We start from the raw sequence: 17,003 nt of genomic DNA on the forward strand, positions 1-17,003 counted from the left end.
CGCGGGCGCCGCTCCGGTCAGGTCGACGACCAGACCTGTGTCCCCGCGCGCGGCCGGACCACCCGCCCGTCACACCTGGGCATCGCGATTCCTCTCCGGGCCTCCCCTGCCTGACGCGGGAGACCGGTGCCGCCCGGTGAAGCACCGCCTGCCGCGCGGCGCCCGGTTCCGCCGGGCCGCCCAACCATGATCGGGTACGCCCCCGGCGGCACCAGGGAATCGGATACGGCGCCCGGGGAGCCGTGATCCGACGGGAGTCAGAGGTCCACGTCGTGGGAGGCGATCACGTGGACCCCCTCGGGATGCCGGCCCGCGGGAGTGACCAGGACCCGCCGGCCCTGCTCCCGGTAACCGTGCTCGGTCAGCCACATCAGGGCATACGGGCCGAGGTTGCTGAAATCGATCGGGGAGTCGGGCGAAAAGAGGTCCTTGCCCGACGAGATACCGCCGGTGTCGCCTTCGACGATCGACAGGGTGTAGGTGGTCATGGCAGCCCCCGAGCCGTAGTTGTCCTCAGGGTGCTTCATACCCGGTCACCCGGGTTCTGCTCTCGGCTCCCGGTTCCCCCGTCCCGGACCCCGACCCCGGATGCCGGACATCAAGCGGCGCCTGCGGCCCGGCCGCCGCGCATCACCCGAAGCACCACTAAAAGCAACATAAAGGATATATAGGTATATAGTGGACAGAAATTTCCCTCCAGGAGGAGCCCCTCCCCACAGCACATGTGGTTGATCGCGAAGAGCGGCCCGGCACAGGCCGAACCGGGTCATATCTCCGGCGCCGCCGCCCTCCCCGATCGCTCCTTCGACACGCTCACCAGCAGACCCGGAAGCCACGTCATGAGCCAGGACAGCGCCAGCCCGTATGTCGACTTCGAGATCGACCTCACCCTTGAGGAGACTCGCCGCCGCGCCGCCGTCATGGCGGCGCTGGAGCCGGACTGGGATCCGCCAGGGGTACTGCGGGCCGAGGAGGAGGCGTACGACCTCCTCTACTCCGGCCTCGACAGCCGGCAGCAGGAGATCTACGACATGCTCGTGGCCGCCGGCGTGCTTCCCCCCAGGGAGTCCGGCCGTGCCGCTTGACCCACACGCCGACTTCGGACGCAGGGCGTGGGTGCCCTGCCCCGGCTGCCAGGACCACCGCGACTGCGACGACTGCCTCGGCGGCCGCAACTGCGGGGAGCACTGGCGCTACCTCATCGGCAACACCGGAAGCCTGCTGCACCTGCAGTGCCCGGGATGCACCCACCTGTGGAACCACGAGACGGGCTTCGGCGCGGGCGGCCGGACCACCTCCGGCTGACCTGGCCAAAGGTGTCAGCGTCGCCCACGTGCGCGACGAATGCGAGCGGGTCAACGGCATCCCGCGGCAGCTCCCCGACCGGGACCATCACTCGCCGACCGAGGTCGGCAAGGCGTTCGGCGAGATCGCCCGGCGTTATCTGGAGGGGGTCTCCTACCTGGCCCGGCGCGAGCACCTGGTCGCGGAGGCCAGGACCCGGGGAGCTCACCAGGTGGTGGTCGACTCGCTGCTGATGATCCCGGAACGGGAGCACCCCGGGGGGACGCGGTTCTGATGGAGCTCATCGAGCTGGAGTAGACGGCACCCCTGCCCGGGTGGGACGTTTCGCATCGGCACCGGGCCTCCCCACCCGCGCTCGTCGCGGGCCGATCGCATGCCCGGCGGGCCGTTCGGGGCGCCCCTCCTGAGGCGGGAGACCGTCGTCCCCCGGCGGGCACGGAAAAGACGGAGCTCCAATTCCCGGAACGGGGTCCGAGGCCGAACAGCCGAACCCGGGAAACGCATTCATATCAAGTTGTTATGGAGCTTGTACCAATCTGGAGTGTGAAAGGTTTTCGCGATCACTTGCCTCCTGCGGGACGCCTGGCCGGAGACCGGAAAGCCCAACGGAAGGTGAACAACGGGCTTGCTCTGGAAAAAGGGCAGTTCACCAAGGAGCACGGAAGGTCACCCGAAACCCAGAGATGACGGCACATCTCTAGAGAACTACTGGTACGGTCCATCGACAGGATGCCAGCAGGTGGGGGCAATCCGTATTTCGGACAGCCCATATGTCGACTTAAGTGTTATTTATAATCAAATAGCCATAAGTAGCAATTACTAAGCCCTTTACCTTCCCAATAGATCACGGTCAGTCTAATATTTGGACCTATGTCATGGCGTGCATCAGATTTCCCAGATGGACAGGCTGGGTCCTCTGGCCGTGGCAGTGCTTCCTCCAGGCATGATTCCGAACAAGGATCCGACTGGCATCCCGAACGCCTCCTGTCATTCGATTGGCGGAAGGTCATTCTGTTCACGGCGGTTTTAGCGATCATCGCCGCCTCCGCGCTCTGGCTCGCGACCAGAGAGCCCTCCGGTCCGCCCCTCGCGGCGAACCCCACCCCCGACTCCTCGGACGCCGGCTGGGAGAAGGCCGTTTCCTCGCCCTCACCGACGCCGTCCTCCTCACCCCCCACCCCCGGATCAACCCCGAAACCCGCAAAGAGCGGTAGGTCCTCTCCTCGCCCCGAGGCGACCGGTACGGAGAAACCCCCCACGGAGAAGCCCCGTACGGAGAAACCCCGGAGTGAGACGAAAACCCCCCCGCCCGACACCGACTCGCCGGCCGCGTCCCGCCCGCCTCAGCTCACCGTCAAGGAGGCGTACGGCATCCACGGCCGCTACCAGCGAGGGCTGTCGGCCGCCCAGAGCAGGAAGGACCAGGCCGCCATGGCGAAGCTGGAGCACGGGCTCGCGCTGGAGATGACGCGGGCCGGCTTCAAGACCGCCGAGATGGAGAAGAAGTCGCTGGCCTCGGGGATATGGCCCAACCCGCAGATATGGATCCCGCGCCACGTGAACGGCACCGCCGACTGGTTCGTGGCGGTCTCGTACGAACCCGGTGTCGCCCGGATCGTCGACGTGATGAGCTCGGCCCCCGGGGGCTGGCGGCTCGTCGCCTCGGCCGCCGACACGCGTGCCACCCCGGCGCGGTTCCCCAAGATAGCGACCGACGCCGAAGGCTACGCGACGAGCCTGCCGGAGAACGCCACCGGGCTGAGCGCGACCCCTCGCCAGATCGCCCGCGCACACCTGGCGAGCCTGGAGAACGCCGAGGTCGACGCACGGTTCGACGAGGGGCCGTGGACCAGCGAGGCCGCACTGTTCTGGCAGCAGGAGCGGGCGCAGCTGGGACAGGCCGACTGGAAGCTCACGCTGTCGTACCGGCTTGAGGGACCGGTACGCGCGCTCAGGACCAGTGACGGGGGCGCCCTGGTCTGGTACGGAGCCCGATCCACCGAGGTCCGCGAAGCGGAGCGGGAGGGCGCGACGGTCAAGCTGAAGGGCTCGGCCGCCGTCCGCACCCGCGGTAAGGCCTTCGCCCACTCGGTGAGCGCCACATACGGACGCATGTATGTGACATATGTCCCCCCTGCCGGCTCGAACGAGCCCGCTCGCGTGCTGGGCGAGTGGAGCGACGTCCTGGAGAGCCACGGCGACTGACGTTTCACCGGAAGAAAAGGAACATTCATAATGACACCCTCACGTAAGCCATCACGCGCGACGGTGCTCACTGCGAGTGTCGCGATCGGCGTCTTCAGCGCCGGCGCCGGGCTGGGAACCGTCATCGCCGTCCGCTCCGACCCCGGCGGGGGGCAGGTGATGCGACTGGCCGCGGGCACGTATCTCCTCGACGACCAGGCCAAGGCCTGGTCGTCGAGCGCGTCTTCCGGCAGTGATCAACCGGTCCCGCTCTCCGGCGCCGACGCGGGCAGCACCATCGCGGGCGGTGCACGCAGGGGTGACTCCACGGACCCGCGGGTCTGCCTGACCACCACCACCGACGGGCACGCGGTCGAGGCATCGGGGGAAGGCTGTGTCGCCCTCCCGGTCCTGGCCCTGGCCGCCGCCGCAGCCCCTCTCGCACAGCGGCCCGGAAACCCCAAGAGCACGCCGATCCCGCCACCGCCCAAGACGACCACGGCGGCGAAACCCTCGACTCCCACGACGAATGCCCCGGCGGCCCCCAAGGCCACCTCGGCGCCGGTGCAGCCCGCCCCCAACCCGGGGCCGGTGCAACCCCCGGCTGCACCACCGGTGGCGAATCCCCAGCCCGTCAAGCCCCCGGCCCCTCCGGCACCGACGCCGACGGAGAGGGTCAGCGGGAACATCTCGCAGAGCGAGAGTGAGAGCGGCAGCGTCATCGAGCACCCCGCGGAGAAGAAGGTCGAGGTGGTCTCGCCGCCCAAGCCTGCTCCTGAGGCCGGCAGGACGAAGTCCTCGGGCCCCTCACTGTCATCGCAGCCCCAGCCCCCCGGTGGGAACAAGCCCTCCCAGCCCCCCGGCGGGAACCGGACCTCACAACCGCAACCCCCCAGCGGGAACCGAACCTCTCAGCCACAGCCCACCGGCGACAACAAGTCACAACCCCAGCCTCCCGGCGGCAACCGAACCACCCAGCCAGGGGAGACGGCACCGCACACCCGGCCGACGGGCACCCTGCGGCCGGCGATCCGGTCGGGTACGGGCCAGCCGATCGTGCCCTCCGGCGATGTCAGGCCCCCCACGGCGCCCGCCGTCGTGCCCCCCGCGACCAGGCCGACGGACGACGCGGGCGCGCCTTCGCCGAGGAAACAGCCGTCGGCCCCGCCGAGAACGGTGACGCCGACAGCGGCACCGACGGCGCCCGGTGGCAGCCTGAAGCCTGTCCAGCCACAGCCGTCCGCCGGTCCCGGCGAGAACGCGTCGCAGGGTCCCGACGGAACCGTGCTCATGCCGGCCACACCGCAACTCCCCGGCGGCCAGAACGGCGTCTCGCTGCCGGTCTTCGAGGACCCTGAGCTCCTGCGGCGAGCCTACGAGGCCCTCGGGCTGGACAGGGGCATGCGCTACACGGACGAGAACGGCGTGTGGGATCTCAACATCGCCCCGCCGGGCACGCCACCGTGCCGCAACTACACCGCCGAGGAACTCCAGGCGCTGAGCACGTCCCAAGGGCCGAGCCCGGCCCAGAGCGGCCAGACGATCCCCCGCGACTCGTGCCTGTGGCCCGCGTTCATCCGCTGGCTCTACGCGGAGCCCGCATCCGGTGAGGTCAGCAACTGGACCAAGTTCACCGGCCTGCCCCAGCGGAACCTGGAACTCGTGGTGACCGACCCCGCTCCCGCGCCGCTTCCCCAGCCGGTGCCCGACCAGGTCCAGCCCGATCCCGGCCAGCCCGATCCCGCCCAGTCCCTTCCCGGTCATAACCTTCCCGATCAGCCCGACCAGGGCCGGCAGGTTCCCGCACAGCCCGACCCCGGCCGGTTGAGCCCGGCTCAGCCGGGCACCGGAGACGGTGTCCCCGCACAGTGGGGACGCGGCGAGAACGACCGAAACCGGACCTCCCCCTTCCAGCCCGACCAAGGCCAGGTCGAGCCGGACCCGGTCGAATACGACGGCCAATGAGCACACCCACCGGAACCGGGCGTTTCGCGCCCGGCCCCGGCCAGGGGGCGGCCTGGGTGCGCGAGCACGGCGCGCACCTGATGGACTACGCCGCCTCCCGCCTCGAATCCGGCCGGGCACGCGCGGCGGTCGTCGCCGCGCTGGCGGCCGGCCGGACCGAGGCCGCCCCCGAGGGCGTCACGGTCCGGGGACGGTTGCTGGCCGCGCTGCGACGTGACTGCCGCACCTCCACCGGCCACCGGGAGCGGTACGTGCCGGGTTCGGGGCCCGGCATGCCCGATGCCCTGCTGATCGAACGGGTGTGGACGATCGTCGACCCCCTGGGCACGGAGACGCTCAGGTTGATGTACCGCCACGCGCTCGGCATGGAGGATCTCCCCCACGTGCTGGGAATGCCCGCCGACGAGATCGGCAGGCTCGCCACCCGTACCCAGGATCTGATCGAGACCCTGGTGAGCGGGCTGGACGCGCTCGCCAACGGGCGGCGTACCTGTCCGGAGCTCGCCCCGCTGGTGGAGGCGGTCTTTCCGGGCGTCTTCCCCACCGGTAGGCCCGGTGGGCAGGCATCCTCCGCCATCGATCCCGACGACGCCCGGACGACCCTGCTCTCCCACATGATCAGGTGTTCCGTGTGCACGCGGCCGATCAACATCCGCTACACGGTCCCACAGATGATCTCCCACCCGCCGGTCGCGCCGCTCTCCGCCGAGGAGCGGCAGCGACTCACGGACTCGCTGCCCCCGGAGGCGGTCCCGCCCGCATACCCGGCCCGTGGCGGGTCCGCGCTCCTGCCCGCACCTCCCGCCGAGGGCCGGTCCTCCGTCCTCCCCGCTCCTCCGGCCGGGAGCGGTGTCCCCGCCGCTCCGGTACCGCCTGCCGTGGCACTGCCCGCGCCCAGGGTCGGCACACCTCCCTATCCGCCGGTGGCCTCGAAGCCGCCGGCGAAACCACCGGCCACGACGTCAACGGGCACGGGGTCGGCGAGTACGGTCACGCCACCGGCCGGCGGGCCGGCGGCGGGCGCCTCCGATCCCTCCGGCATGCCCCCGCTGCCCGCCCTGCCACCCCGTAGGATCCGGCCGGTCCGCCCACCGTCCGCACCCCCCGTACCCGGGCACGACACCCCGCTGTACGACGCCCTGCTCACCCAGGCATGGGCGCGCGAGGTCCTCGCCCAGAGCGAGGAGATCACCGGCACCATCCCCAGGCAGGCGCCGCCCGCCTCTCAACCTGTCGCCAAGGCCGAGCCCGTCGTCATCGCGGGGCAGGCGTCCGTCGAGATGCGCGACGACACCCAGGTTCCCGCGCTGCGCTTCCACACCGAACCCGACGACCGCCCCGACGAGGAGCGGATCGAGATGGGGATCCGCGTGCTGGAGGCGCTCAGCTGGGCCGGTACCCGGATCAGGAACATGACGATCAAGATCGTCATCATCGTCGTGGCGGGCGCGGCCGGCACCCTGACCGGAATGAACCTTCTCGGCCCCGCGATCGAGTCAAAGGAGCCGGCCAGGTCGCTGCAGGCGTCCACCAGCCAGACCACCCAGGCTCCCCCCGCCGCGGGCGCGCCGGCGCGACGAGACGGACTCGCCTCTCGCCTGCGGGTCCCGCCCGTGGTGACGCTGGACGAGTTCGGCCAGGGAAGCATGATCCTCACCATCTCGGGAGAGCCGTTGAAGTGGCGGATATCGGCTCCCGGCCTGGCCGTGAGCCCTTCCGACGGCACGTTGCGGGAAGGCGTCACGCAGGTGATCAACCTGCGGGCCCACCGGATCCGCAACTGGTGCGGTGCCCCCGCCTCCGTCACCGTCCCGCTGACCGTTCACGGCCTCGACGACTCGATCAGTACGACGGTGCGCTGGCGGACCTGCTGACAGCCCCGTCCCCCTCCCTGCGAAAGGAACTTGGCAATGACCGATACCTCCCCCCATATCCAGACATCACCGCCCACTCCGGCCGAGCAGTTCCATGAAACGGTCCCGCTCACCGCGGAACACCTGCTCACCAACCGCCGTCCTGAGCCCGCCGGAGGATGGCGCCGCCTCGTCTGGCAACTCTCCGGCAGGCGCATCATCCCCGCGGAGTCGGCGGCGGAGCTGGAACGGCGCACGCTGATGGCGCAGGCACAGACCCCCGTCGCGAGCGGGCACCACCGGATCGCGGTCATGAGCCTCAAGGGCGGGGTGGGCAAGACCACGACGACCGTCGCCCTCGGCAACACCCTGGCCTCCCTGCGCGGCGACCGGGTGATCGCGATCGACGCCAACCCCGACCGCGGGACCCTGGGCCTCAAGGTCAAGTCCGAGACGGCCGCGACCATCCGCACCATGCTGGCCGAGGCCCCCCACATCCTGCGCTACGCCGACGCGCGTGCCTTCACCTCGCAGTCCCCCGCCCGGCTTGAGGTCCTCGCCTCCGACACCGATCCGGCCGTGAGCGAGGCCTTCAACGCCGAGGACTACCGCACCGTCGCCGGTCTCATCGAGCGCTACTACTCCATCTGCATCACCGACTGCGGTACCGGCCTGCTGCACGGGGCCATGGGCGCGACGCTGGAGCTGGCCGACCAGATCGTGCTGGTCAGCCTGGTCGCGGTGGACGGGGCGAGCTCTGCCGCCGCGACGCTGGACTGGCTGACCGCCCACGGCCACGCCGACCTGGTCAGGAACGCCATCGTCGTGCTGAACGCCGTGGAGGCCAAGTCCGACGTGGACCTGGACCTGCTGGAGCGCCACTTCACCTCCCGCTGCCGCGCGGTGATCCGTATCCCCTACGACCCGCACCTCAAGGAGGGTGCCGAGGTTGATCTGGTCCGCCTGCGGCCCACGACCCGGGGCGCGTACCTCCGCCTGGCGGCGGCGGCCGGGCAGACGTTCAACCAGCGCACCGATCGGAGCCACTAGTGCGCCATGTCGCCGACGATCCCGGGCTGAACTGGGATCTGGGCCCGCCGCCGAACGCTCGGCGCCGGATGATCATCGTGGTCGTCTCGATCGTGGGGGCGATCCTGCTGGCGGCCGCGGCATGGCAGCTCCTGCGATCCGAACCCGAAACCGTGAGCGCCTCCGTACCCGTCGGGAACGCCGGGGACACCGTCATGCTCGCCCCGCCCTCCGGTTACGAGGGCGCGGCCGGCTACCCCGTCGGATTCCCCCGCAGCGAGGTGGGCGCGATCTCGGCCGCCGCCGCCGCGCTGGAGGCGGCGTGGACCCTGGACTCCGCACAGGCCGAGCAGGCGGCGCTGCTGTACGCGCCACCCGAGCAGCACGACGCGGCACGGGCCGGCGCCCGCGAGGCCGTCGCCGGATGGCGCGAGATCCTCGGCCTTCCCAAGGACGGGGCGCTACCCGACGGCGCCGCCATGCGGACACGGACGGTCGGCGTCCAGTGGAAACCCCGCGGCCAGGATCAGACGCAGGTCTCGGTCCTGGTCCAGGTGACCGCCACCCGGGGCGTCGGGGACACCGAACCGACCTTCTCCAACTCGTACGCCATCAGCCTGCTCATGCGCTGGCAGCCCGGCATGCGCGGCGCGAACCAGGGGGACTGGGTCAACATCCCCGACCCCCTGGCAACCTCCGTGCCGCCGGTCGCCCTGCCGGGCACCCCCGAATTCACCACCGCCGGCTGGAGACCCATCTCCGGCCCAAAGCCCACCTCATAGATCCAGGAAGAGCCATCAATGCCCCCACGTAGCTCGTCCCGGCGAGTCAGCTTACTCTCCGGCCTACTGCTGGCCGCGGTATCCGCGACGACAAGCGCGGTCATCGCCCAGCCGTGGGCCGCCGTGGCGGATCCCGGCGTGAGTACCACCTCAGGCCCGATCCAGGAGGCGCTCCCCCAGCAGGAGGCCGTCTCCGAGGTCGTGACCCCCTCCGTCCAGAGGGAGAGCTCCCCGCCCACCCAGACGAGACAATCCCGCCCCACCGAGGCCCCCGTGGCCCAGAGGGAGAGCCCTCCACCCACCCAGACGAGACAATCCCGCCCCACCGAGGAGAAGCCGGCGGAGGAGCTCAGGAGTTCCACCGGCGAGACCGAGGAGACCGCGCCGGTCTCCCGTAACAGCCCCGGTACGAGGAACGCCGCGCCCGTCCCACAGGAGGAGGTCCCCGCCGAGGAGACCACGGCGGCTCGGCAACCCGCACGGACCAGGACCACCGCATCGGCGGACCCGGCGCTCTCCAGGACGCGTCCGACCGAGGAACCACCCGCGAACACCACCACCAGGCGCACCACCGAGCCGACGACGCCCCCGAAGCCCACCCAGACGCCACCAAAGAGCACGCAGCCCACCAAGCCTCCTGGGGACACCGAACCGTCGGCCACCACGTCGAACCCGCCGTCCGCGACGCCGACCCCCTCCGGCACCTCCGCGCCGAAGCCGAGTGAGACGGCCACCAGCCCGGCCGCGACCCCGCCGGCCACCACGACACCGACCGGCACCCCCAGTCCCCCGAAGCCGACACCCCCGAAGCCGACGCTCCCGAAGCTCCCGAAGCTCCCGAAGCTCCCGAAGCCGACGTCGACCCCGCCGCAGGCGACGCCGAAGCCCTCGGCGAGTCAGCCCACCATCCCCACCACGCCACCGCACACGCCACAGCCCGCCCCCGCGCAGACCGGCGTCTACGAGCCCACCCTGCTGAGCGAGTGGGTCCGTGACAACCAGCCCCAGGCGGTGGACTCCTCCCCACGGACCGTCGTGCCGCCGCCTTCGTTCAAGCGCTCCGCCTCGGAGGTGTGCGACCCCGCCGACATCGCCTCGTGCTGGAGCCTCGCGCCCTGGCGGAGCCGTACCGCGGAGTCTCCTGACGCCCTGCCGGTCTCGAACCAGGGATCGTCGTCGTCGAACACGCCCCGCTGGGTGTTCGCACCGCCACCCCAGTCCGCCCAGCCGCTGTCAAGCCCGAGGAGGACGGCGGCCCCCAGCCCGACGACCGTCGGCTGCTGGAGCTTCAGTCCCTCCAAACTCTGCGCCAGATCCTGGGAGGAGTAATCATGATCACCAGATCCCACGTGCGGGTAGCCGTACTCAGCATGGTGGCCGCGCTGGCGGTGAGCACTCTCAGCGCGGCCCAGGGAGAGGTGGTCAAGGCGGCGCCCTGCGCCCCCGCCACAACCGGCGAGGCCAGCGCCGCGCAAGCCCTCAACTGGGGCACACCGTCCTGGTGCGCGGAGTTCGACGACTACCTCAACGAGTCCGACTGGGTGTTCTACGACTCGGCCGGGCACGCGGGTAACGGCCGCCGCTCTCCGCAGCAGCTCTACCTCGGCAACGGGGCGCTCTACCTGTACGGCCGTGAGGACGGGACCACGGCCGGGCTGGCCGCCCGTCACGACCAGGCCTACGGGCGCTGGGAGACCCGCATCCGCCTGTACCCGGGCGCCGGGTCGTACCATCCCGTCGCCCTGCTGTGGCCGAAGGACGGCGGCGGCAACGTGCAGAGCTCCACCGGCGAGGAGGTGGACTTCCTGGAGGTCATCGACGACCCGAACAGGCAGCGGCCGAACTTCTTCCTGCACACCCCGCAGGGACAGGAGCAGGCCCACGCCAACATCGACATGACCACCTGGCACACCTACGCGGTGGAGATCACTCCCAACAGCGTCGTCGGCTACATCGACGGGCAGGAGTGGTTCCGCTCCGGCAACGCCACCCGCAGTTCGATGTCGGTCTGCCTGCAGCTGGACTGGTTCCCGGGCCAGGGAAGCTCGGGAGAGGCGTGGATGGAGGTGGACTGGCTCCGCATCTACCCGTCCGGGACGGGCGTCGCGGGCTGACCCCATCTCGGTAGGGCGGGAGGGCGCGGGACATGGGTCCCGCGCCCTCCTCACGTTCCCGGACAGGCTGCTCCGGGACCGGCTGGTTCCGCGGGGAAACGGGCGGCCGGAAGGTGCTCAGGCGAGCTGGGCGCCCTGCAGCCCGGCGTAGGCGCCGCGCAACCGCATCAGCTCGTCGTGAGTGCCCATCTCCTGGATCCCGCCTTCGCGCATGACCACGATGCGGTCGGCGCCGCGGATGGTCGACAGCCGGTGAGCGACGACAAGGACCGTGCGCCCGGCGACCAGTCGGGTCAACGCCTCCTGGATGAGCGCCTCCGAGCGGGTGTCCAGGGCGGAGGTGGCCTCGTCCAGGATCAGCACACGCGGGTCGCGGATCAGGGCGCGGGCGATGGCCAGACGCTGGCGCTGGCCGCCCGACAGACGGGCGCCCCGCTCTCCGACGACCGTGTCGAGGCCGGCGGGGAGCCGGTCGATGAACTCCAGCGCGTTGGCGTCCTGGAGCGCCTGCCGCACCCTGTCGGAGGGGACGTCGGCCATGCCGTAGGTGATGTTCTCCCTGATGCTGCCCTCGAACAGGATCGACTCCTGCGGTACGACGGACAGGAACCTGCGGTAGGTCCGCAGGTCCAGTGTCTCCATGTCACGCCCGTCCAGCAGGATCCGGCCGGAGGTGGGACGCACGAAGCCGATGACGAGGTTGAGCACCGTCGACTTGCCCGCTCCCGAGGGGCCGACCAGCGCGATCGTCTCTCCGGGGGTCACCGTGAGGTTGAACCCGGTGACCGCGGTGCCCTCGCCGTAGGAGAACTCGACGTCGCGGAACTCGATCTCGCCGCCGACGGAGACGACCTGCTCCTTGCCCGCGTTGTGCTCCAGGTCGGGTGCCTGGAGCACCTCACCGATGGATCGTACGGAGGCCAGCCCCTTGCTGATCACCGGGGTGAGGCTGAGCAGGGAGGTGACGGCGGAGGTGAGGGTGGCGAAGAAGGTGGTGAGCATGACCACGTCGCCCGCGGTGATGGGGATGACCTGGTAGTAGGCGACGAGCGCGGAGCCGGCGAGGAAGGCGACACCGAGCGTGTTGAGCAGGATCCAGGCCAGCGCGCCGAAACTGCCGTTGAGCAGGTCCAGCCGGAGCCCCTTGCGCAGCACCTTGGTCAGCGTGCCGTCGACGCGGTGCAGGGCGTCCTGTTCCAGGCCGTGCGCGCGGGTGATCGGGATGAGCGTGGTCATCTCGCTGACCCGGGTGGACAGCTGCTCGACCTCGCGGCGGAAGCTCTCGTTGTCGTCGCGCAGCCGGGTGCGCATCCGCATCACGAGCAGCGCGGCGGCGGGTACCACCACCAGGAAGACCGGCATCGCGGCGGGCACCCGCACGGCGATCACCACCAGGCCCCCGGCCAGCATGGTGAGCGCGGACAGGCCCATGTCCGCCGCCTGCTGGCTGGTCTGCTCCACGCTCTCGACGTCCCGGATGACCTTGGTCTGGAGTACGGCGGCGCTGACCCGCGAGTGGTAGCCGATGGAGAGCTGCTGCATGCGGCGGCAGAGCGCGGAGCGCAGGTCCGTCCCCATCCGGCGGATGGCTCCGTGCAGGCAGCGGACGTAGAGCAGGTGGAGGGGATAGTTGAGGAGCAGCAGGACGAGCAGCACGCCCGCGTTGACCCACAGATGCGCGATCGGGCCGTGACCGACCACGATGTCGACGACATTGGCCGTGATCAGCGGCAGCAGCCAGGTGGGGCTGTGCTTGAAGAGGAAGGCGAAGACCGCCACGAGCAGCCTGAGGCGGTCCTCCCGGAAGAGATAGGCGAGCGTACGCATTGGATGCTCACCGCGGTAGCGATGATCGAGAGCGCCAACCACAAATCCCCCAAATAGTGGTAGATCTCCGGTCAATCCTCTCGTATCGAAATTTCGGCCGCGTGACAAGCCCGCGCGTGCCGCCGCCGGACCACCCCGCCCGTCGCGAGCCGTTCAGTCCCTCGCTGCGGGAAGCCTCATCTCCAGGAGCTGACCGGGCCAGTCGCCGACCTTGAAACTCTCGGTCCTGGTGAAGCCCTGGCTCTCGTAGTACGCCACCAGGCGACCGTCGTCGCCGCCGTAGCAGTCGACCCGCAGCAGCGCGACCTCCCGCTCGACGGCCTCGGCCCTGGCACGCTCCAGCAGGGCCGAGCCGACCCCGCGACCGTGGAACCGCTGGTCGATGACCAGCCCCTGGACGTACAGCTCGGGCTCGGAGGCGGGGGTGACGTAGGGCATCGCGGACCCCACGACCAGGCATCCCGCGGGCCGGCCGTCGAGTTCGGCGACGCGCATCCCGCCGGACGTCGCCCATGAGGTGACACTCTCCACACGGGCCGCGTCAGTCGAGAACGGTTCGCTGCCCCACTGGCCGGTGCGCCCCTGGGAGGTCAGCCACGCCACCGCGCTGTCGAACATCGCCAGGACAGCCGGTACGTCGCCGAGGTGCCCGTCACGGATAATCACCGGCGGATCGTAACAGGACATGCACCCCTATACGGGATATGCCGCGTAAAGAACCTCACCGCGCCGGAAGATCAGTACACTCGGCGACGGCCGGAGTACGGCTCCTTGGTCACGGGCGCATGCCGTGGCCCCTTTCCCCCCCCGGGAGTCACGTGAGCAGCGGAGTGATCGGCGCGTTCCCCGAGCCGCCCCCGGTTCCACCCGGTCGGCGCTCGTTCCGCCCTGGTCGCAGGTGGCTGTGGTGGCTGGTGGCCGCCGTCACCGCCGTGCTGCTCGTGGCGGGCGGGACCGTGGCCGGCGCGTACGTCAAGCTGACCGGCAACGTCAAGCACGTCGAGGTCACCGCGGAGGACCTCGGACGCCGGCCGGCCAAGGTCGCGACCAGTGCGATGAACGTCCTGATCGTCGGCTCGGACCAGCGAAACGGCAAGAACGCGAGGTACGGCCGGGTCGCGGGCGAGCGGACCGACACGATCATGCTCGCGCACATCTCGCCGAAGCGGGACAACGCGATGGTCATCAGTTTCCCGCGTGACTCGATGGTCCAGCTCCCCGCCTGCCGGGCCAGGCAGGGGCTGCCAGGGCAGCGGCCGCACCTGGGCATGATCAACGAGTCGTTCAACTCCGGCGGCATCACCTGCACCTGGAAGACCGTCGAATCGCTCACCGGCATCCACATCGACCACTTCGTGAAGGTCGACTTCACCGGTTTCAAGGACATGGTCGACGCGGTCGGTGGCGTGGAGATCTGCGTGCCCGAGGCGATCGACGACAAGAAGGCCCTGCTCCACCTGTCCGCCGGACGTCAGAACCTCGGGGGTGAGCAGGCCCTGGGCTACGTACGGGCCCGCTACAGCCTGGGTGACGGATCGGACATCGGGCGCATCCAGCGCCAGCAGATGTTCATCGCCTCCATGGTCAAGAAGGTCATGAGCGGTGAGACGCTCACCGACCCGGCCCGGCTCTTCGGCTTCCTGGACGCGGCGACGAAATCGGTCACCACCGATCCCGGCCTCACCCCGGGCGTCATGAAGGACCTGGCCACCAGCGCCGAGGGGCTCGCCGCCGGGCAGATCCACTTCATCACCACCCCGTGGCGCTACTCGCTGGTCCACCCGGGCCGGGTGGAATGGGTCGAGCCGCAGAGCGGCAGGCTGTTCCGTATCGTCGCGACGGACCGGGCGATCGCCGGCTCCGGGGTCAGGGGCGGCCAGTCCAGGGTGCCCCGATCGAAGATCCAGATAGAGGTGCGCAACGGAACCATGCGGTCCGGCCTGGCCACCGGAGTGGCGGTCCAGTTGGAGGAGCGGGGCTATCACGTCGCCAGGATCGGCGACGCCCTGCGCAAGCCGTACCCGGCGACCACGATCGCCTACTCGCCGAACGGCACCGCCAAGGCGCCCACCCTCAGCCGAGACCTGATCGTCTCCACCCCCAAGCCCGTCTCCTGGGCGACCACGGGAAGGCTCATCCTGACGATCGGTGACGACTGGAGAGGCCTGAAGCCGCTTCCCCGCAACGACAACGAGAGCCTGAAGGGTTTCGACGCGACCCACGACTCGTGCACCGGCGCCTGACCGTTCCCGTCAGATGGACTTCGAGGCGAGCCGTACGGGAGGGACGCCGAGCAGGCCATGATCGACCGGCTGCCATCGGGATGCCGCGAAGGCCCCGGCGGCTTCCTCCCGATCCCGTCTGAGCTGGAAGCCATTTCCCTTCACCATCAAATGAGCATAAAAACTTGACCCGGCTTTGCTGTCTGATTAATACCAATAACCTATAAATAGTCCTAAGTATGCATTTATAGAAGTAAAGGCCCTTTCGAGGGGGAACGTCAGCATTGCGATATCCACGTTCGATCCAGGGCCGCATGACCCTCACCGCGCTCGTCCTGTTCATGCTGGTGCTGGGGATCGGCATGTTCGCCATACAGGATGTCGTGCGGGACAAAGTGTTGACCGACGCCACCGACGCGGTGGCCGAGGCCGCCGGGAAGGCGGTCCAGAGCGTCGAGAACGGGCCCGCGAACGCCGTCGTCCTTCCCACCAGCCACATCTCCCTCATCCAGGTCGTCGCGGCCGACGGCCGGGTGGTCGCCGCCAGCCCCGCCATGAAGGGGAAGCCCAGGATCAGCGAAACACTCCCTACCGACGGCGACCTCCAGGTGAACGGGACGTCCTGCATGACCTTCCCCACGGGGCGGCAGACGTGCTACATCATCGTGGGCTTCCGGATCGATCACTCCCCCTACGGCAAGGTGATGGTCTACGCGGCGGCACCGGAACCCCAACTGCTCCGTACCAACGTCCTGGAGATCTCACTGGCGCTTTTCGGCTCCGTGCTCCTCGCGCTGCTCGGCTGGGGTACCTGGCAGCTCGCCGGTCGCACCCTGAAACCGGTGGCGCGGATCCGCGCCAAGATGGCCGAGATCACCGCCACCGACCTCAGCCGCCGGATGCCCGTACCCGATTCCGAGGACGAGGTGGCGCAGCTCACCAAGACCGTCAACGCGACCCTCGAGAGACTGGAGCGGGCTGTGGAGAACCAGCGCCGCTTCGCCTCCGACGCCTCCCACGAGCTGCGCACCCCGCTGACCGGGCTGCGCACCAAACTCGAACTGGCGATCTCCGATCCCAACGCGGAGGACTCGCACACGACCATGCGCGCCGTGCTGGCGGACGCAGAACGGCTCCAGGCCATCATCGACGACCTTCTGCTGCTCACCCGCCTCGACGCCGGCGTGCAGAGTACATCGGAGCAGATCAACCTCTCCGAGCTGGTCACCGCCGAGGTGGAGCGGTGGCCCCACCGGCACGAGGTGCTGTTGAAGCTCGCTCCCGACGTCGTGGTGCGAGGCAACCGGCTCCAGCTGACCCGGCTGCTGACCAATCTGCTCACCAACGCCGACCGGCACGCGACGAAGGAGATACAGGTCCGGGTCGGCAACGAACGGGGCGAGGCCGTGATGGAGGTCATCGACGACGGGCTCGGCATCCCGGCCGGGGAGCATGAGCGGATCTTCCAGCGGTTCACCCGCCTGGATTCGGCGCGCAGCCGCGACGCCGGGGGAACCGGCCTGGGCCTGCCCATAGCCAGGGACATCGCCCTGGCACACCAGGGCAGGCTCTATGCCACCGACCGCGCCACCGGCAACGGCGCCCGAATCGTCCTCTGCCTCCCGCTGTCGACCGCCACACGCCGCTGAGGGATCCCTCCGACGGGTTGGCGGAGAGACCACCCTGGTGACCACAAGATGCGGCCCCTGCGGAGATGGCCCG

At 69.9% G+C, this 17,003-nt stretch carries 16 protein-coding genes; 12 read left to right on the forward strand and 4 right to left on the reverse strand.

From position 1 onward, the window contains the following. Positions 1-257: 257 nt before the first annotated feature. Entirely contained in the window at positions 258-527 is a 270-nt protein-coding gene (locus ABT130_RS04915; RefSeq protein WP_350913495.1) for a hypothetical protein, read from the reverse strand. A 201-nt stretch (positions 528-728) separates the two neighbouring features. Between ABT130_RS04915 and ABT130_RS04920 the strand changes: the two genes are divergently transcribed. The 10 genes from ABT130_RS04920 to ABT130_RS04965 all read left to right on the forward strand — a co-directional run bounded on the left by ABT130_RS04920 (position 729) and on the right by ABT130_RS04965 (position 11,232). Further along, entirely contained in the window at positions 729-1,085 is a 357-nt protein-coding gene (locus ABT130_RS04920; RefSeq protein ID WP_350952939.1) for a DUF6400 family protein, read from the forward strand. Beyond that, positions 1,075-1,305, forward strand: coding sequence for a hypothetical protein (locus ABT130_RS04925; RefSeq protein ID WP_350913499.1), 231 nt, complete (start codon positions 1,075-1,077; stop codon positions 1,303-1,305). Before ABT130_RS04920 ends, ABT130_RS04925 begins: the two co-directional genes overlap by 11 nt. Positions 1,306-1,333: 28 nt before the next feature. Then, positions 1,334-1,579, forward strand: a complete 246-nt coding sequence (locus ABT130_RS04930) for a DUF2795 domain-containing protein (RefSeq protein WP_350952941.1) — start codon at positions 1,334-1,336, stop codon at positions 1,577-1,579. Between the two features lie 596 nt (positions 1,580-2,175). Continuing rightward, complete coding sequence (locus ABT130_RS47730) at positions 2,176-3,510, forward strand: DUF8094 domain-containing protein (RefSeq protein WP_502992076.1); 1,335 nt, start codon at positions 2,176-2,178, stop codon at positions 3,508-3,510. A 30-nt stretch (positions 3,511-3,540) separates the two neighbouring features. Next, positions 3,541-5,454 carry a hypothetical protein gene (locus ABT130_RS04940; protein ID WP_350952943.1) on the forward strand — a complete coding sequence of 638 codons (1,914 nt, stop codon included), beginning with the start codon at positions 3,541-3,543 and terminating at the stop codon, positions 5,452-5,454. After that, positions 5,451-7,328 carry a hypothetical protein gene (locus ABT130_RS04945; protein WP_350952945.1) on the forward strand — a complete coding sequence of 626 codons (1,878 nt, stop codon included), beginning with the start codon at positions 5,451-5,453 and terminating at the stop codon, positions 7,326-7,328. Before ABT130_RS04940 ends, ABT130_RS04945 begins: the two co-directional genes overlap by 4 nt. Before the next feature lie 36 nt (positions 7,329-7,364). Beyond that, the gene (locus ABT130_RS04950) at positions 7,365-8,357 is read left to right on the forward strand and encodes a MinD/ParA family ATP-binding protein (protein ID WP_350952947.1); all 993 of its coding nucleotides are present in this window, start codon (positions 7,365-7,367) and stop codon (positions 8,355-8,357) included. Further along, positions 8,357-9,118 (forward strand): hypothetical protein, encoded by a 762-nt coding sequence (locus tag ABT130_RS04955; protein WP_350952949.1) that lies wholly within the window; start codon positions 8,357-8,359, stop codon positions 9,116-9,118. The genes ABT130_RS04950 and ABT130_RS04955 overlap by 1 nt, the downstream gene beginning before the upstream one ends. Positions 9,119-9,256: 138 nt before the next feature. Next, positions 9,257-10,447 carry a hypothetical protein gene (locus tag ABT130_RS04960; protein ID WP_350952951.1) on the forward strand — a complete coding sequence of 397 codons (1,191 nt, stop codon included), beginning with the start codon at positions 9,257-9,259 and terminating at the stop codon, positions 10,445-10,447. Between the two features lie 2 nt (positions 10,448-10,449). Further along, positions 10,450-11,232: a glycoside hydrolase family 16 protein gene (locus ABT130_RS04965; RefSeq protein ID WP_350913515.1), complete on the forward strand. Its 783-nt coding sequence runs from the start codon at positions 10,450-10,452 to the stop codon at positions 11,230-11,232. 117 nt (positions 11,233-11,349) lie between these two features. On the opposite strand, the gene ABT130_RS04970 is transcribed toward ABT130_RS04965, so the two are convergent. Together ABT130_RS04970 and ABT130_RS04975 are read right to left on the reverse strand one after the other, a co-directional pair. Further along, positions 11,350-13,059: an ABC transporter ATP-binding protein gene (locus ABT130_RS04970; RefSeq protein WP_350952954.1), complete on the reverse strand. Its 1,710-nt coding sequence runs from the start codon at positions 13,057-13,059 to the stop codon at positions 11,350-11,352. Between the two features lie 153 nt (positions 13,060-13,212). After that, on the reverse strand, positions 13,213-13,725 hold the full coding sequence (locus ABT130_RS04975; RefSeq protein WP_350913519.1) for a GNAT family N-acetyltransferase: 513 nt from the start codon (positions 13,723-13,725) through the stop codon (positions 13,213-13,215). Between the two features lie 152 nt (positions 13,726-13,877). Between ABT130_RS04975 and ABT130_RS04980 the strand changes: the two genes are divergently transcribed. Further along, complete coding sequence (locus ABT130_RS04980) at positions 13,878-15,302, forward strand: LCP family protein (RefSeq protein WP_350952956.1); 1,425 nt, start codon at positions 13,878-13,880, stop codon at positions 15,300-15,302. A gap of 9 nt (positions 15,303-15,311) precedes the next feature. On the opposite strand, the gene ABT130_RS04985 is transcribed toward ABT130_RS04980, so the two are convergent. After that, positions 15,312-15,449: a hypothetical protein gene (locus ABT130_RS04985; protein ID WP_350952958.1), complete on the reverse strand. Its 138-nt coding sequence runs from the start codon at positions 15,447-15,449 to the stop codon at positions 15,312-15,314. Positions 15,450-15,595: 146 nt separating this feature from the next. On the opposite strand from ABT130_RS04985, the gene ABT130_RS04990 reads away from it, so the two are divergent. Then, positions 15,596-16,930 (forward strand): sensor histidine kinase, encoded by a 1,335-nt coding sequence (locus tag ABT130_RS04990; protein ID WP_350952960.1) that lies wholly within the window; start codon positions 15,596-15,598, stop codon positions 16,928-16,930. Positions 16,931-17,003 lie beyond the last annotated feature (73 nt).

This window comes from Streptosporangium sp. NPDC001681, assembly GCF_040298085.1.
Classification (GTDB): domain Bacteria; phylum Actinomycetota; class Actinomycetes; order Streptosporangiales; family Streptosporangiaceae; genus Streptosporangium.

Excerpts from the sequence above, each read along its gene's own strand:
- ABT130_RS04915 (WP_350913495.1), bottom strand. The coding sequence starts at position 527 with ATGAAGCACCCTGAGGACAACTACGGCTCGGGGGCTGCCATGACCACC.
- ABT130_RS47730 (WP_502992076.1), top strand. The coding sequence starts at position 2,176 with ATGTCATGGCGTGCATCAGATTTCCCAGATGGACAGGCTGGGTCCTCT.
- ABT130_RS04940 (WP_350952943.1), top strand. The coding sequence starts at position 3,541 with ATGACACCCTCACGTAAGCCATCACGCGCGACGGTGCTCACTGCGAGT.
- ABT130_RS04945 (WP_350952945.1), top strand. The coding sequence starts at position 5,451 with ATGAGCACACCCACCGGAACCGGGCGTTTCGCGCCCGGCCCCGGCCAG.
- ABT130_RS04950 (WP_350952947.1), top strand. The coding sequence starts at position 7,365 with ATGACCGATACCTCCCCCCATATCCAGACATCACCGCCCACTCCGGCC.
- ABT130_RS04965 (WP_350913515.1), top strand. The coding sequence starts at position 10,450 with ATGATCACCAGATCCCACGTGCGGGTAGCCGTACTCAGCATGGTGGCC.
- ABT130_RS04970 (WP_350952954.1), bottom strand. The coding sequence starts at position 13,059 with ATGCGTACGCTCGCCTATCTCTTCCGGGAGGACCGCCTCAGGCTGCTC.
- ABT130_RS04985 (WP_350952958.1), bottom strand. The coding sequence starts at position 15,449 with ATGGTGAAGGGAAATGGCTTCCAGCTCAGACGGGATCGGGAGGAAGCC.
- ABT130_RS04990 (WP_350952960.1), top strand. The coding sequence starts at position 15,596 with ATGACCCTCACCGCGCTCGTCCTGTTCATGCTGGTGCTGGGGATCGGC.